The sequence below is a fragment of the Pseudoalteromonas sp. S4492 genome, assembly GCF_005886115.1.
In the GTDB taxonomy this organism is placed as follows: Bacteria; Pseudomonadota; Gammaproteobacteria; order Enterobacterales; family Alteromonadaceae; genus Pseudoalteromonas; species Pseudoalteromonas gelatinilytica.
Window position 1 is genome coordinate 110,494 of sequence record NZ_PNCP01000038.1, and the last position, 16,359, is coordinate 126,852.

A 16,359-nucleotide genomic window follows, 5' to 3' on the forward strand; every position below is an offset into this window, starting at 1 on the left:
GAAACGCGTGTCGCCACGTTAAAGCTTTAGCTTATATGTTACTAATGGCAACGCCCCTTGATATTGGCGACATATAAGCGACCCTACTTATTTTACTTGCTACATTGCTCATATCGGTGACGGTAGATATGAAACTAAAAAAGCCCTTGCAGGGCTTTTTTTATGTCTAAAAATTAATGCATTAACTTTATCGACGGTTCTTGCGTGCACGTGCACGGCGTTGTTTTTTCTCTTCTTCTTTAGCGGCTTTTTTCGCCTCTGCAGCAGCGCGAAGCTCAGCAACTATTTGCTCTTCTTCTTCACGCATAGCCGGTGTTTCCATGGTAATACGACCAATAATGCCATCGCGTAATTCGTTAATAAGAATTTCAGACATTTTGTAAGTATCAATTTGATTACCACCGCGGATACAACCACGCTTTTTACCTGCCATTTCAACAAACTCCCAGTCAGACTCTGGTAGCTCATCAATTTTATAGCGGCTTTTTAAAAGTTCTGGATATGCATGCAGTAAATATTCAGCGGTGTAACTTGCCACTTCTTCGTAGTCGATAGCGGTATCACGAATTGCACCAGTTGCCCCTAAACGATAACCAGAGTTTTCGTTCTCTACTTTAGGCCATAACATACCCGGCGTGTCGTAAAGCATAATGCCATCGTCAAGCTTAATACGTTGCTGCGCTTTTGTTACCGCAGGTTCATTACCTGTTTTTGCCACGATACGGCCGGCTAAAGTATTAATAAGTGTTGATTTACCAACGTTTGGAATTCCCATGATCATGGCTTTAATTTGCTTATCAGCACCTACTTTATGCGGCACTAATTTTTTACAAAGCTCATTAATACGGTGCACTTCACCTGCTTTATCATTACCAAAATCAATCGCTTTTACGCCACTTTGCTGTTCAAAGTAGTCTTTCCAAGCTTGCGTTAACTTAGGATCTGCCAAGTCCGCCTTATTCATGATTTTGATCACCGGCTTATCGCCACGCAGCGCAGTAACCATTGGGTTTTCACTACTGTAAGGAATACGGGCATCAAGTACCTCAATGATCACATCCATCTGTGGCATGATTTCTTTAATTTCGTTTCGGGCTTTGTTCATGTGACCCGGGAACCACTGGATGGCCATTTTTAACTCCTATAAGATAATTTCACGGTATTTTAACTGGCTCGGCAACGAATTGCGCTATAATGACGCAAATTTTTTCAAGTAAGCAGTTATGGCTCTTAAATCAACCATTATTAAAGCGCAATTATCGTTAAGCGATATGGACCGCCACATTTATCAAGATTTCAATTTAACACTGGCACAACACCCATCAGAAACCGAGCAACGTTTAATGATCCGCTTGTTGGCTTTTGCACTAAATGCTCGTGAAGGCTTAGAGTTTACAAAGGGTTTATGCGCAGATGATGAGCCTGAGCTTTGGCACATTAACTATAGCGAAGAAATTGAATTATGGGTTGAGCTTGGGCTACCAGACGAAAAACGTCTGAAAAAAGCCTGCAATAAGTCGAAGCAAGTTGTTTTATATACCTACGGCGAAAATAATCAAGCGATTTGGTGGCAAAAACATCAACCTAAGTTGTATGATTTTAAAAACTTGAGTATTTTTAGTCTCGATTATGCCGCGACTCAGGCTTTAGCCGACTTAGCTGATCGCAATATCAAACTCACGATTACCATTCAAGATGGTGAAGTATGGGTTAGCTCAGACACGGCAAATATCGAAATTAAGCCGCAACAGTTAATGTAAGGAATGCGATGGCAATTAGGCAAGTTGTAGTATTACACGGACTTTATATGTCGGGCTTTGTGATGCGCCCGCTGTGTTCACGCCTTGAAAAGTCAGGTCTAAAAATACTCAATTTGACCTATAACACGCTCTCTCCCGATAGAGCGGCGATTTTCGATAAGATTGATCGCTTTATCGGTGGCAAACCTACCGCCTTAGTTTGCCACTCTATGGGCGGCTTAGTGGCTCGCGCTTACTTAGAGGCCAATTCCTTACAAAGTCGCCATGTCGAAAAGGTGATCACCTTAGGCACCCCGCATAAAGGCAGTCATATTGCTAAGCAAATGCAGCAAAAAGGCTTTGATATGCTGTTAAAAAACAGCGTGGAGTTTTTATTGCCTGAGAATGGTGATTGGCCATTTAATGCCAAGCTGTATAGTATTGCCGGTGATTTACCAATTGGGCTAATGCCGCTGATTGCTAAAGGCAGTGTCTCTGATGGAACAGTTTTGATTGATGAAACCAAACTCAATGGCATGGCAGAACATAAGGTGTTTCATTTGAGTCACACCAGTATGATCTACTCACGCCAAGTGATGGATTACATTATTAAGCTTATAAATCAAAGTGAGTGATACTTTAATCTTCAGCACTTGCAGCCACTTTATATGAGATTAAAACAATGATCCCTAGAATAAGTGGTACGGGTGCAGCAATATAGCCAAAGGTGTCAAAGTTTGCGAAGCTAGCACCTGCTAAATGCCCAACTAAACCAATCACAAATGTAAGTAACGCAATCACTACAACAACTAATTCTGCTTTATTTTCTTTAACTGTTTTACCGTCCATTTTTCTTCTCCTGGTTAAATGCGGTAAAGTCATTATGCGCTTCTAGTTCGTTGCTTTTTTGACCTAAATCAAGTTCTAAATCGGCGTTGTTAGCAGCGAGTGCAAACCTTGTTTTAGATCATACTTTCTGCCTAATTTTAAAATATTCGTAAAATAAGGTAGATTTTTTGCTCAGTTGCCCCAAGTCTATATAAAAGTAATTTAATGTTATGTTGATAGTGCACAAATGGACAAAACCAACCTTTGATAGCTAAAACCTATCACAGCGTTCGAATTAAACCATTTTACAGATTAACCAAGATGGCTAATACTTAACACCAAGCACTAGCAAGTAAACAAATAACGGTTTTTTTAAGGAGCAAATCTATGTCACAGGTAAATGCAATTGGTTTAAACAGCGCAAAAAGTGAAGATATCGTAAAATCACTTAACTCTTTATTAAGCTGCTACCAAATTCAATACATGAACGCACGCGGCTTTCATTGGAACATCAAAGGTCGTAACTTTTTTGAATTACACCTTAAATTTGAAGAAATTTATAACCTACTGCTTGAGAAAGTAGATGAGATTGCAGAGCGTATTTTAACGTTAGGTGGTACACCTGTGCACGCATTCTCTGAGTACATTGAAGCAAGCAAAATTAGTGAAGCTAAAAATATCACTGAAGGCACAGCGGCAGTAGAAAACCTATTAGCAGGTTACAGCACGCTTATTCAGATGCAGCGTGAAATCCTCGCACAAGCAGGTGATGCAGATGACGAAGGTACAGCATCACTTATGGGCGACTACATCAAAGAACAAGAGAAACTTGTTTGGATGTTAAAAGCCTACCTTGGTTAATATTTACAACAGATACGAAAAAGCCCTCATATGAGGGCTTTTTTATATTCTACTTTAACCACTTTCTTAGATTATCGTACTCAGGTCTTGCTTGAAAAAAGCTTTCAGCATCTGGGTGAAAGTTAATATCCATTTCGACGCCCGACCAAACTGTTTCTAATAAATTGCGAGCAATGATATTCGCTTTAATATAGTCAACGCGTTTGTAGCCCCGCGCTTTAACGGCCTGAAAGTAAACCTTTGCAATCTCAATACTATCGGCAGTTGCTAATTCAAATTGCTCTAAATTGACCACAGCATACTGAATGGAATGCTCTGGATACTTCATAATTTCTTGAGCGATTTCAATACTAAATGAAGCAACGGCTTCTTTATTAAAGCTGCCACTAATTTCCACATAAATCACTGGCGGCTCTACAAAATAGCGCCAATCACCATGGGCTTTAAACATGCTTACCCCTTTGAAATACAACTTAAGTTTACGCTTATAAAATTTATTTACTTATTTATCTAAGCCTTAATTTGGTAATAAAGCAATAAAAAAGGCCATTTCTAATGCCTTTTCCTCAAGGCTTTTAAAGCGACCCGATGCGCCACCATGGCCTGCATCCATGTCGGTTTTAAATACCAAAATGTTGTCATCGGTTTTAAACTCTCGCAGCTTTGCAACCCACTTCATTGGTTCCCAGTATTGCACTTGAGAATCATGGAATCCGGTAGTAACGAGAATATTAGGGTAAGACTGCGCCTTAATATTATCGTACGGCGAGTAAGCCTGAATTACATCATAAAATGCAGGATCATTTGGGTTACCCCATTCGTCATATTCATTGGTCGTCAGGGGGATACTCTCATCGAGCATCGTGGTTAGCACATCTAAAAATGGCACATGGCAACCAATACCTAAATAAAGCTCAGGGGCTTGGTTAACCACGGCGCCCATTAATAAACCACCAGCACTGCCACCAGACGCAAATACTTTTTCTGGGTGTGCATAGCCTTGCTCAGTAAGCGCATGCGTAACATCAATAAAATCGCTAAAGCTATTTTGCTTATATTGCTTTTTACCTTGCTCATACCAGTGACGTCCTAGCATTTCGCCACCGCGAATATGTGCAATCGCATAAACAAAACCGCGGTCTAGCAAACTTAATGAACTGCTTGAAAAGCTAGGATCGATGGTAATGCCGTACGCGCCATAGCCGTATTGCAGTACTGGGTTAGTGCCATCTTTAGTAAATTTATCAATACGATAAACCAAAGAAACGGGTACTTTCTCGCCATCTCTTGCAGTAACCATTAAACGCTCTGAGCGATAATGTTCTGGGTTAAAATCCCCTAGCACTTGCTGTTGTTTTAATAAGGTTTTGTTACCTGTTTTTAAATCAACATCATACAAAGAACCTGGCGTCGTTAAGCTTGAATAGTAAATACGCGCAGTGCTCACATTCGGCTCGGGGTTCATGGCAATTGCAGCATAATAACAAGGATCATCAAACTCTAAAGTAAGACGCTCAGCTTGCTGATTAACTACAACAAAACGTGTTTGGCCAAGTTCTCGCTCTGTGAGGATAAGGTAGTCATCAAAAATCTCGACTCCTTCTAACAATACGTTTTCGCGATGCGGTGTATGCTCCTGCCAAAGACTTTTATCGGCAATGGTGCTTTGCGTCGCCGTCATTAAGCGAAAGTTTTTTGCTTGCCAGTTAGTCACAATGTAAAAGGTATCACCTAGCTTATCGACATCGAATTCATGGCCTTCTTCGCGTGGCATTAAGGCACTAAACTCACCTTCTGGGTTATTGGCATCCAGCACCCAAGTATCGTTTGTTTCTGTGGTAGCAAGGTCAATAATGATAAGGCTTTCATCGCGGCTTTTGCCAAGCCCCATAAAAAAGCTTTTATCTTGCTCTTCATAAACCAGTATATCATCAGCTTGCGAGGTGCCTAAAACATGGCGGTAAACCTGAAAACCCAATAAGGTTTGTAGGTCTTTTTTTACATAAAAAACGGTTTTACTGTCATTAGCCCACACTACTTGGCCTTCGGTGTTTTCCAGCACATCGCTAAACATCTCACCGCTGGCAATATTTTTAAAACGCACAGTGTAAATACGGCGCCCTTCGGTGTCTTCAGAGTAAGCAAGTAGCTGCTCGTCAGGGCTAATTGCAACTTCGCCTAATTCATAAAATTCGTAGTCGCCAGCTAATTGGTTTACATCTAACAACAGGTGCTTGTCGTGCGCTTCTATTGAGCTGCTGCGATAATGGCGTGCATATTCATCGTCGCCACGTACTTCTGAGTGATACCAATACTGGCCATCTTTTACTGGTACCGTGTTGTCGTCTTTAACAATACGGTCTTTTAGCTCATTAAATAGTTGTTCGCGCAGTGGTTTTATATCGGCTAGTTGCTTATCACAATAATCGTTTTCGGCATTTAAGTGCGCTAATACATCCTCATTTTCACGCTCATCATCACGCATCCAATAATAGTGATCGGTGCGAGTCTGTTGGTGAGTCGTTAATGGATGAGGGTGTTTTTTGGCAACAGGAGGATGCGCGAGTAAAGACAAAGAATACGATTTTGATGACACAGGGAAAAACCAAAATAAAAAACGAATTGCTAGCAGTTTATCACAGAATTATACCAATCAGCTTAATTAAGTAGTCTATTTTGAGGCAATGAAACCTCGTTGATAACAAGGCAAAAATTTCGTTATTTAGTTGTTCTAAATGAGAAATTTATAACGCAGTTAGCGACAGGTTTAATCCCTCAAAATGATTAAGTATTATTGCGGGTTGGTATTAAAAAAGCCCACTCAAATTGAGTGGGCTAAGCAATGCTAAAATAGCATTTAGGGGGAAACTGTTAATGCGATACTTGCTGCCAAGCCATAGCCCAGCTTTTTCCTACACCTGGCTCAAACAGCGGGTTGTGTGAATCTTTAACACGACAAAACTCGCTAAATGGCCACGGTTTACACATATAAATATGACCCGTTTTTGGCTGTAGTACTTTAACACCCGCACTGTAATCGCTGCATGCTTGTGGGTAGACATAGTCATAATCTTGCAGACTATCTTGCACTCGCTCTTTACATTTTGCGATGCAATTAAACGCCACTTTTACCTGCGTAATGCCCGACCCTTCTAGGGCATAAATTTGGTTTGAACGGTACGCAACCACTAAACCTTGTTCGGTCATTTTGCCCGCTTTAACCAGCGGAATATGCACGTTAATATGCTCGGCAACAGAACGTGGCCAATTATGAGGCTCACCCTGATCGGAACTGCTGATCGGGTATTCGAATGATAAATCGACTAGCTCTCCTTGCATGTCATAAAAGGTCACAATCACCCTATCACCAACAAACAGTTGGGTATGATGATTTAAGCAACCAATCGGCAACCACTTCCCGGAGGCCATTGACGTATGCATAAACAAAATATCACCCTAAGAACAACTAATAGGCATTATCTAACAACCGAACAAAATAAATACTTTTAGTTTGAGGCAAGAGATCCAAAGCACTAGATTATGTGCTTATCAGCGGTCCCGCTATCATAGTTTAAAACCTTAGACCGGAAACTTTGCGTCCTAACCTTTCAGTTAGTTTGCCAAAAACAAGACTGAGTATAATCGTGACCGAATCACAAATCAAACAAAAGAATGTAACCAAACGTCTTATATAGCAAATAGTTACTAGCAAAAACGAATGATACAAAAAAGCCAACCTTTAGGTTGGCTTTTAAACTGAGGGGGTATTAATCCCTTGCTAGTTTTCTTCTGGTCGTTACTCGGTGCCCCGCACGGAATACTTTCAAGAAGATATTACCCACATCACTCATGATGATGTACAAACAAGGTACAAGTACTAGCGTGATTAGAGTTGCAAACATAACCGCAAAACCAAGTGCTACTGCCATTGGAATGACAAATTTAGCTTGTAAGCTGGTTTCGAACATAATCGGTAGTACACCAGCAAAGGTTGTAATTGAAGTCAGGGTGATTGCTCTAAAGCGTGCACAACCTGCTTCGATAACTGCTTCGCGAGTTGAAATACCTTCACGGCGCGCTTGGTTTACAAAGTCAGTCATAACTAACGAGTCGTTAATTACCACACCCGCTGCCGCAATCAAACCAAAGCCCGACATCAAGCTAATGTCTAAACCAAACCAGAAGTGACCCCAAATTGCACCGGTTAAGCTAAATGGAATAACCGACATAACAATAAGAGGCTGTGAATAGCTCTTAAGCGGTACTGCAAGCAAGATATACACTAAAATCATACCGCCGATGAAGAACATGATTTGCTCATTAGCTTGCGCTTGTTGCTCTTCAATAGAACCACCTAACTCAGTTTTAACTGATGGGTATTCTTCTTTAAGTTGCGGTAACAGAGTCTCTTTAACTTGCTTAACAACTTCGCCCGGTTCAATCGCTTCTTCATCGATACTGCCGTAGATATACACAGTACGATAGCCACCTTCACGGCGAATATAACTAATACCTGGCGTTTCATTCAGCTCGACAACATCACCTAGCATGACCTCTTTACCAGCAGGTGTTGTAATAACGGCATGCTTTAATGAGGCAAACGCTTCACGTGTTAATTTCGGATAACGAACCATGACGCGCACTTCTTCACCACGGCGAATAACACGCTGAGCTTCACCACCGTAGAAACTTGCACCTACTTGATTAGCAATATTGGCAAGGTCTAAACCTAAATCATATGCCACAGGTTTTAAGCTTAATTGCACTTCTTTGCTCGCCGGATCGATGGTCGAACTAATATCAAACAAGCCTTTTTGCTGTTGTAATAGTTGGATGAAACGACGACCTGCATCATTTAAAGTATCGATATCAGGGCCGTAAAGTAAGTAACCAAACTCACCATCCATACCACCGCCATTCACGTCATCGTAAATTTGCAGTGATTTCACACCCGGGATACTTGGCATTTGTTCACGCCAACGACGAGATAATTCAAATGCGTTATAAGGACGTAACTCTTCATCGACCAGCGGAGCCAGTAGCTGTGCTTCAGTACGACCTTGGTTAAACACTAAGATATCGCGAATCAGCTTTTGGCCAAACTCACGCTCTGTCTCTTGGTCGACTTTGTGTACCATGGCTTCGATTTCACGGATCGCATTAATTGTTTGCATATCCGAGGCATTTTCATTCATTTCTAAACGAATTTGCGGAAAATCATGAGGTACTTTTGGAGTTGGTACAACACGCACTTGGTTTGATGTAATCAGACCAAAGGTCATAATTAACAAGCCAACAAACGCAAACAACACAAACCAGCGCCATTCAACACAACGCACAATAAAGCGTTTATACGGACCATTTACAAAGTTAAAGAAACGCTTGTTAAAGCGCGCTCGCCAGCTATTAGGATTAATTGGCGGGAACTTAGTATGGGCAATGTGCGCTGGTAAAATAAGTTTCGATTCAATCAAACTGAATACCAAACACAGAATTACCACCACAGCGATACCAAAGAAGAATGCGCTCTCTGGTCCACTTGATAACGTAAACGGTGCAAATACAGCAATCGTAGTTAAAACACCAAATGTTGCCGGGGTAGCAACGCGTTTTGCGCCATTCACTACATTCACAACACCACCGCCTTTTTTCTCAATTTCGGTGTAGGCGCTCTCCCCTATGACTATGGCATCGTCGACCACGATCCCCAGTACCATAATAAAAGCAAATAACGACACAATATTAATACTGATACCAAATAATGGCATCATCATCATTGCACCTAAGAAACACACAGGTAAACCAATCATTACCCAAAGTGCTAGCTTAAAGCGCAAGAAGATAGACAACATAATGGCAACCAAGATAGCCCCTTGAAATAGGTTGGTTTTCATCATGTCTAAACGGGCATTGAGGTAGTAAGTCATGTCCATCAGTGGCACAAGACGAATACCGGCAGGTAACTCTTTATTCTTTAGTTCAATAAACGCTTTAACTGATTCAGCAACCGGGATCATGTTTTGCTCTTTAGTTGCTTTTACAGATAAATAAACGGCATTTTCACCATTAAATTTAAAGTAGCGTTCACCTTCTATGAATTGGTCTTTGATCACCGCGATATCGTTTAGCAGCACTTTCGCGCCATTCGCGCCAATTTTTACAGGGATCTGGCGGAACTCATCACCGTTGTAATACTGGTTTTCAACACGTACCGAGATAATACCTGCGTCAGTACGTAATTGGCCTGCTGAAATATTCGCAGAGTAACGACGTACCGCACTGGCCACATCACTCAGAGTCAGATTGTATTGACGCAGTGAATCTGGATCGATTTCAATCGCAATCTCATCAAGTGGTACATCGTTTTGCACCAATGACACATTAGATAGTTGCAGTAATTCATTTTCGATTTGGTTCGCAACTGGCTTTAGCTCAGTCAGTGGAATATCACCGACTAAGCTCATGCCAATCACGTCTTGGCGAAACTCAACCTGACTAATCGTCACAGGCTCCATGCCTGCTGGGAACGTCGCAATACTGTCTACACGTAGCTTCACTTTATCAAGCACATCCGTGAGCTCTGCGTCTGTATTGATCTCTAAGCTTGCACGACCATTATTTCGAAACGCACGATATACACCACGTTTAATTTCAGTGACATCTTTGAGCGATTCTTCAATTTTGATCAGAATACTTTCTTCAATTTCCTGTGGCGAGGCACCCGGGTAATTGGCTTGTATCTCGATGTAATTAATTTCAATATTCGGGAACATTTGGCGTTGAATAGTGAAATAACTAATAATCCCCATGATGATGATAAACACCATCATTAAGTTAGCAGCGACCGAGTTATTGGCAAAATAGGCAATAAGGCCAGACTGTTTTTCTGTATTTGCGTCTGTCATAAGGTTACCTTACAGCTTATCAACCGCTGCAGTTTCTGCATCGCTTGTCATTTCTTTCATACCAGCAATCTTTACTTCCATGCCCTCTTGCGGATACTCAGGTAAAGTAAGTACTAGCTGGTCATTCACTTCAAGGCCATCACTTACATAGAAGAATTCGCCTTCTTCACGCACAACAGTTACTTTACGTGGCTCAAGTTTATTTTCGCCGTTCACAATCCATACTGTTTGGTTATTCACTAAAGACTGCGGTAAACGATAGATGTTTTGTAATGTCGCACCTGCAAAGTTCACTTGTACATAAGCACCAAATTTAATTGGTTGTACGTCGTGCTTTAAGCCGTATGGGTCATCAACACGAACCACTAAGTTGCTCATACGCGTTGCGTTATCAACAACGCCTAGGTCACGGTCAATTTCAGCTTCACGAGTAAAACTGTTTAAGCCTTTATTGATAATGGTTGCTTTAACGCCTTTTAAGCGTTTTGGTAAAAATACACTGTCAAAGCCAGCGATTGGCACGATGATCTCAGCACTTTCAATATTGTTAATTTCAGCAACTTGGCTACCCACATTGATGTATTGACCGACACCAATTTCACGGCTGATCACCAGTGCATCATAAGGCGCTCTGACTTCACAACGAGCAAGGTCACGCTCGGCACGTTTTAATGCAGCCTGCGCTGATTTAACAGCCGCTTGCGCGCTTAAAACTTGAGGTTTACGTAGGAATAAGTCAGTGCGTTCACGCTCTGGGTAGCGTCTTGCTTCATCCTGTGCCACTTTAGCTTGGGCTTGCTCTTCAATCAGTGCCGCTTGTGCACTTGCAAGCGACGCTTCAGCTTGTAGTACAGCCGCTTCGTAGTTATCTTTTTCGATAGTAAATAACACTTCGCCACGGGCTACGATGCCACCCGCAACAAAGTTTGGATGCCAGCTAGTTACTTCACCAGCCACTTGTGAGGCAATCAAAGTACTTTCTAGCGGTTTAACTTCACCGTAACTGTTAATAATCACTTGATGATCATCGCTTGCTACCGGCTCAACCTGTACCAAAGGACGCACATCAACTACATCCTTGTCTTTAGGCTCTTGAGCAATAGCGTTGATTGCCTTAAAACCAGCAATACCAACGATTAATGCAACAAATGGTAAGATCCATTTTAATAAACTTGTGCGCATAACTTACACCTATAATATTTTCACTGGCCCTATCATACCAAAGCTGACAGAAACATTAATGTGACATTTGTAAGGAACTGTTACAAAAACAGTTAAATTGGCAATACAAAGCAAAAATTCCACCTAAGAACAATTTGTTACAAACAAAAAACACCTAATATCAAAAGCTTACACTCTCCCTTTCACACTTGTTAACAAACACTCTTTTATCAAAGGGTTAATTCATTAAACTTGATTGAGAAATAATTAAAGGAACGAGTTAACAATGAAAATAACAAACATTGCGCTGGCACTAAGCCTAGCGTTTGCCATGAATGGCCACGCCGCCGAAGCGAAAAAAGAAGAAAAGAAGCCAAAAACACTGGCTGAAATGATCAAAGATAAAAGCGAGTTTGCCGGTGTTTTCAGTATTTACCAAGATGCGAAAACGGGCGACAACTTAATGGTGATCGACCAATCTCAACTCGATACGCCGTTTGTGTATTTTGCTCACACCGTTGATGGTGTTACTGATGCAGGTCACTTCAGAGGGGCGTACCGCGAGACAAAGCTAATTGAATTCCGTAAATATTTTGACCGCATTGATATTATTAGCAAAACGCCGCGCTATAAATTTGATGAAAACTCAGCCTTAGCACGCTCTGCCGATGCCAACATTAGCGAAGCTGTCCTTGCGAGTATCAAAATCGAAAAAGAAGAAGGCGGCAAAATAGCCTTTAATGTTGATAAGCTATTTTTAAGTGAAGCGCTGCATAAAGTCTCACCTTGGGCGAATCCAAAAGATAAAGATGCCAGCAAACGTTTTAAACTTGGTAAATTAGACGACAAAAAGTCGCGTATCATTAAACAGCGCCCTTACCCAAATAACCTAGATGTTGTGGTTGATTATGTATTCAATAATGCCAACCCAACTGTACGAGGCTCTGGTGCCGTAAGCGACCCTCGTAATATTTCAATTAAAGTCCAACATTCATTCGTTGCGTTACCAAAAAATGATTATCAAGCTCGCCAAGATGACGCGCGTATTGGTTATTTTACTAACGAATTCGACAATATGACATCAGCAGACTGGGCACCTTATGAAGATGTCATCAAACGCTGGGACTTGCAAAAGAAAGACCCATCAGCTGCACTTTCTGAGCCAGTTAAACCGATCACTTGGTGGATTGAAAATACCACGCCTGTTGAGTGGCGAGACACCATTCGTGATGCCGTGCTGGCATGGAATAGCTCATTTGAAAAAGCGGGCTTTAAAAATGCCATCGAAGTAAAAGTACAACCTGATGACGCAAATTGGGATGCGGGCGATATTAACTACAACGTATTACGTTGGACTGCATCACCACGCCCACCATTTGGTGGTTACGGCCCAGCCCTTGCTAACCCGTTGACTGGTGAGATCTTAGGCTCTGACATCATGTTAGAGTATGTTTTCATGAAAAACCGTTGGATGTACGACACCTTATACACGCAAGGTGCAGCAACACTTCAAAGCAGCCCAAGCACCTCAGAACTGCATTGTTCACTGGGTCACAGTATTCAAGAAAACATGTTACTTGCTAAAGGCTTAGGCACAGGTGCGAGCATTGAAGACAAAGAGATTTTACGCCAAGGTTTAACTCAGCTGGTGTTACACGAAGTAGGTCATACCCTTGGTCTTAACCACAATATGAAGTCGTCTATTTTGTGGGATGAAAAAGAAGTTCACGATAAGAGTAAAACACAAGGTATCGTAACTGGCTCGGTGATGGATTATGCACCAGCAAACATTGCCCCTATTGGCATGCAGCAAGGTGATATTTTCCAAACCAAACCTGGCCCTTACGATGATTGGGCGATTGAATACGGCTACAGCCAAGCATTAGCTGATAAAGCGGCTGAGCAACAACGCCTTGAGAAAATTCTCGCTCGCTCATCAGAGCACGGTTTAGCGTTTGGTAATGATGCTGATGACATGCGCGCCCCTGGTCGTCATATCGACCCTCGCGTGATGATTGGCGATATGTCATCGAATCCTGCCGCATATGCTGATGATCGTATGGCACTTATCAATAAGTTATTTACTGAACTTAAAGACAAAGCCACCGTGAATGGCGAGTCATACCAACAACTTGTTACCTCAGCAAACATTCTATTTGGTAGCTACAGAACACAAGCCGGCGTAGTGTCACGTCAAATCGGTGGTGTTTATGTAGAGCGTAATGTTGTAGGCGATGATAAAAATGGCACGCCACTTACACCAGTGCCACTTGAGCGCCAACAACATGCAATGCAAGTGTTAGCCGACAAAGTATTCTCGCCAAATGTGCTTGCTAGTATGCAGCCACTTTATAACTACCTGCTACAGCAACGTCGTGGTTTTAATCATTACGGTAAGAACGAAGACCCTAAACCACATGGCATGATTTTAGGCATGCAAAAGCTGGTACTTGCCCAGTTATTACACCCGGCTGTCATGCTGCGTATTTCAGACAGTGCTATGTATGGTAATGAGTATTCACTTAACCAATTTATGAATGACTTAACAGCAAGCATTTTTGTAGACAGCAAAAAAGCAAATACCTTAAGTCACAACCTACAAATTGAATATGTGAATCAGCTAATCGCGATTGCTGGTTTAGGCAAAGCGAGTAAGCACGACAACCTAGCCAAAGCAGCTGCGCTTTATCAGTTAAATCAAATTGCTGATATGAGCGTGCCTTGGGGTGCAGACACCGCAGCTAAAGCGCATAAGCAATATATCGATCGCTTAATTAGTAAAGCCCTCGAAGCTTAAGCTTAGCAACACAAAAAAGGCTGCCACTTAGCAGCCTTTTGTTTTTAAAGTTAACGTCTATCAATACACGACGAAGGTAATATGTCTTTTGGCACAGTCGTTTTATTCTCACCAACCGCTTGCATACCCGTTACAGGTTTATCAAACCCACAAAGCCAAGCGATAGGGCTTGTAGGGCTTCCGACAACAACCGCAGGGCGAAAAGTTAATACTGTATTTTGCAAAGGCATCGATACCTTATTACCCAAACTAATATGAATCGCTCCGTCTTCAACAGTGATCCCCGTAACCCGATTACCAATTAAAAACTTACTTGCAGGGACACCTGCTTGCTCATTGTTTTTTGGAAAGCGGCCGTGCTCCAAATAAAAGGTTGTAACGTCTTCTCGAATGGTTGACGCCATAGCTAAGGGATCCGCTAGTTCACTGCGCTGAATATATTGACTGTATTGTGGTAATGCAACAGAAGCTAAAATGCCGATGATGGCGACTACAACCATTAACTCAATCAGCGTAAATCCTTTATTTTTCACACTATCTCTCCCATTAAGAATAGAGGCTCATATGCTCCCATTAAGAAATGGGCAATTAATATCACCAATAAAATACTAAATATAGTGATGAGTCTGTTGGTATGCGCGGTGATATCGCCGCGTAAGCTTTCAAGCTTATTGACTACAAGGAGCTCTAGCTCTTCGGCAATATCCAAGCCATTACTTTGACATGTTTTTAAATGAGATAACTCACGAGTATCGTTCTGTAGTGTTCCATACAATGGAAACTCAATTAGAGCGACTAAAGCGTCATAATTGTGCCTAATTTGTTTGGGGATTATTAGCCCTAATTGGGCTGATGAAGCATTCAGTAAAGTCAGATTTGCAAACTGTCGAAGTGCATTTACAGTAAATATAATAACCATCAAGAACAAGCCGAGCGCAATACTTGCTACCAGCCAGAACCTAGCTAAATTAGCCATGTGCTCTGTAACTTGCACATCAAATTGGCTAAACACATTTGAGAATGAAGGAATAACAAATTGCTGATAAATAAAGTTAACGAGGATGAAAACTGAGAAAAGTACACCCAGATAAAGCAACTTGGTTTTATAGTCGAAAGAGTGCTCTTTTAGTGTTGATGATAACGCTGCATAACTTAACGCTAACCTTTGCTGCTGTTCACCTTCAGCTTCTTTAAGGTCATTTGCAAGCTTAGTGGCTAATGGACTATTTTTTTGTCCATCATTATAAATTTCTAAGTGTTGCGGGGCACTAAGCGCTTCTTGCTGTGCTTTATTTAGGCCACTTATTGGCGATAATAATCGACATAAATAGCCTAATTGATTCCAATTCATATCTTATCCTTTCGATAGCGATAAGATAATGTGCCATAAAGCAACGAGTTAATAAACGGAATATTACTTAGGCATTTAAGCCATTGCTGGGCGTGATTTATAATACTGAATACATCCTAATTGCGCTGCATTAGTCAGTAATATCATCACAAAGGTTAGTATGTGAGACACACTCGGTGTAGTCATAGCAAGCTCGGCAGCGAGGCCGCAGCTTCCAGCAACAAACTGTAGGCTAAAGTAGCGCGCACTTAAATTACTAATATCACCACTTTTAATGGTTTTATAAGTCTGCGGCATAACACGAATAGAGCTCATGACTAACCCCACATAGGTTAACCAATTAAGCACTGTTGCCGTTTCATAATAAGGGTTCAGCAACAAACTAAAAGGCACGAATGACATGGCTAATAACCCGGCTAGTTGCATACGTTGCTTTCGCTCAGCATTGTAACGAACAAAGTAATAAAGGATCACACCACTTAGCATGCCAGTAACAACGAACGGCAAAACCATGTAAAAGCGCTGAAAGAACAAGTTATAGGTGATGAAATACACACTTTGCGCGACCCCAAAGCTCATCATTAACAGCGACACGCCCGACACACTGCGATTTTTACGGATCTTATTTAAAAGCGGATAAAAGCTAAACGCTAAAATAAAGCATGAAATAATCGGCAAAAAGTGCGCCAAAACAGACCTCTCTCGTTACAATTTAGT

General features: G+C 41.5%; 14 protein-coding genes and 1 riboswitch. Of the genes, 4 read left to right on the top strand and 10 right to left on the bottom strand.

Features of this window, described 5'->3' with window-relative positions:
- Positions 1-187: 187 nt before the first annotated feature.
- A complete protein-coding gene (gene ylqF / locus CWC28_RS12430; RefSeq protein ID WP_138625224.1) occupies positions 188-1,132 on the bottom strand; it encodes a ribosome biogenesis GTPase YlqF in 945 nt (314 codons plus the stop codon).
- A 91-nt stretch (positions 1,133-1,223) separates the two neighbouring features.
- On the opposite strand from ylqF, the gene CWC28_RS12435 reads away from it, so the two are divergent.
- Positions 1,224-1,760: a YaeQ family protein gene (locus CWC28_RS12435; RefSeq protein WP_054552313.1), complete on the top strand. Its 537-nt coding sequence runs from the start codon at positions 1,224-1,226 to the stop codon at positions 1,758-1,760.
- A gap of 8 nt (positions 1,761-1,768) precedes the next feature.
- Positions 1,769-2,374 carry a PGAP1-like alpha/beta domain-containing protein gene (locus CWC28_RS12440; RefSeq protein WP_063700928.1) on the top strand — a complete coding sequence of 202 codons (606 nt, stop codon included), beginning with the start codon at positions 1,769-1,771 and terminating at the stop codon, positions 2,372-2,374.
- 4 nt (positions 2,375-2,378) lie between these two features.
- Here CWC28_RS12440 and CWC28_RS12445 read toward each other — a convergent pair whose 3' ends face one another.
- Positions 2,379-2,588: a hypothetical protein gene (locus CWC28_RS12445; protein WP_063700926.1), complete on the bottom strand. Its 210-nt coding sequence runs from the start codon at positions 2,586-2,588 to the stop codon at positions 2,379-2,381.
- Positions 2,589-2,954: 366 nt separating this feature from the next.
- Here CWC28_RS12445 and CWC28_RS12450 point away from each other — a divergent pair, with 366 nt between their 5' ends.
- Positions 2,955-3,428, top strand: a complete 474-nt coding sequence (locus tag CWC28_RS12450) for a Dps family protein (protein WP_063700924.1) — start codon at positions 2,955-2,957, stop codon at positions 3,426-3,428.
- A 49-nt stretch (positions 3,429-3,477) separates the two neighbouring features.
- On the opposite strand, the gene CWC28_RS12455 is transcribed toward CWC28_RS12450, so the two are convergent.
- The 5 genes from CWC28_RS12455 to CWC28_RS12475 all read right to left on the bottom strand — a co-directional run bounded on the left by CWC28_RS12455 (position 3,478) and on the right by CWC28_RS12475 (position 11,515).
- Positions 3,478-3,879: a hypothetical protein gene (locus CWC28_RS12455; protein ID WP_063700922.1), complete on the bottom strand. Its 402-nt coding sequence runs from the start codon at positions 3,877-3,879 to the stop codon at positions 3,478-3,480.
- 66 nt (positions 3,880-3,945) lie between these two features.
- On the bottom strand, positions 3,946-6,024 hold the full coding sequence (locus CWC28_RS12460) for a S9 family peptidase (RefSeq protein ID WP_138625225.1): 2,079 nt from the start codon (positions 6,022-6,024) through the stop codon (positions 3,946-3,948).
- A 275-nt stretch (positions 6,025-6,299) separates the two neighbouring features.
- Positions 6,300-6,869, bottom strand: a complete 570-nt coding sequence (locus CWC28_RS12465; RefSeq protein WP_105173883.1) for a chitin-binding protein — start codon at positions 6,867-6,869, stop codon at positions 6,300-6,302.
- Between the two features lie 107 nt (positions 6,870-6,976).
- Positions 6,977-7,060, bottom strand: a riboswitch (cyclic di-GMP riboswitch).
- 135 nt (positions 7,061-7,195) lie between these two features.
- Entirely contained in the window at positions 7,196-10,333 is a 3,138-nt protein-coding gene (locus CWC28_RS12470; protein ID WP_138625226.1) for an efflux RND transporter permease subunit, read from the bottom strand.
- A gap of 9 nt (positions 10,334-10,342) precedes the next feature.
- Positions 10,343-11,515 (bottom strand): efflux RND transporter periplasmic adaptor subunit, encoded by a 1,173-nt coding sequence (locus CWC28_RS12475; RefSeq protein WP_105181005.1) that lies wholly within the window; start codon positions 11,513-11,515, stop codon positions 10,343-10,345.
- Positions 11,516-11,780: 265 nt separating this feature from the next.
- Here CWC28_RS12475 and CWC28_RS12480 point away from each other — a divergent pair, with 265 nt between their 5' ends.
- A complete protein-coding gene (locus CWC28_RS12480; RefSeq protein WP_138625227.1) occupies positions 11,781-14,291 on the top strand; it encodes a zinc-dependent metalloprotease in 2,511 nt (836 codons plus the stop codon).
- A 50-nt stretch (positions 14,292-14,341) separates the two neighbouring features.
- On the opposite strand, the gene CWC28_RS12485 is transcribed toward CWC28_RS12480, so the two are convergent.
- The 3 genes from CWC28_RS12485 to CWC28_RS12495 all read right to left on the bottom strand — a co-directional run bounded on the left by CWC28_RS12485 (position 14,342) and on the right by CWC28_RS12495 (position 16,332).
- The gene (locus CWC28_RS12485) at positions 14,342-14,824 is read right to left on the bottom strand and encodes a pilin (protein ID WP_063700909.1); all 483 of its coding nucleotides are present in this window, start codon (positions 14,822-14,824) and stop codon (positions 14,342-14,344) included.
- On the bottom strand, positions 14,821-15,642 hold the full coding sequence (locus CWC28_RS12490) for a hypothetical protein (protein WP_063700907.1): 822 nt from the start codon (positions 15,640-15,642) through the stop codon (positions 14,821-14,823). Before CWC28_RS12490 ends, CWC28_RS12485 begins: the two co-directional genes overlap by 4 nt.
- 75 nt (positions 15,643-15,717) lie before the next feature.
- Complete coding sequence (locus tag CWC28_RS12495; protein ID WP_063700906.1) at positions 15,718-16,332, bottom strand: PQ-loop domain-containing transporter; 615 nt, start codon at positions 16,330-16,332, stop codon at positions 15,718-15,720.
- Between the last annotated feature and the right edge of the window lie 27 nt (positions 16,333-16,359).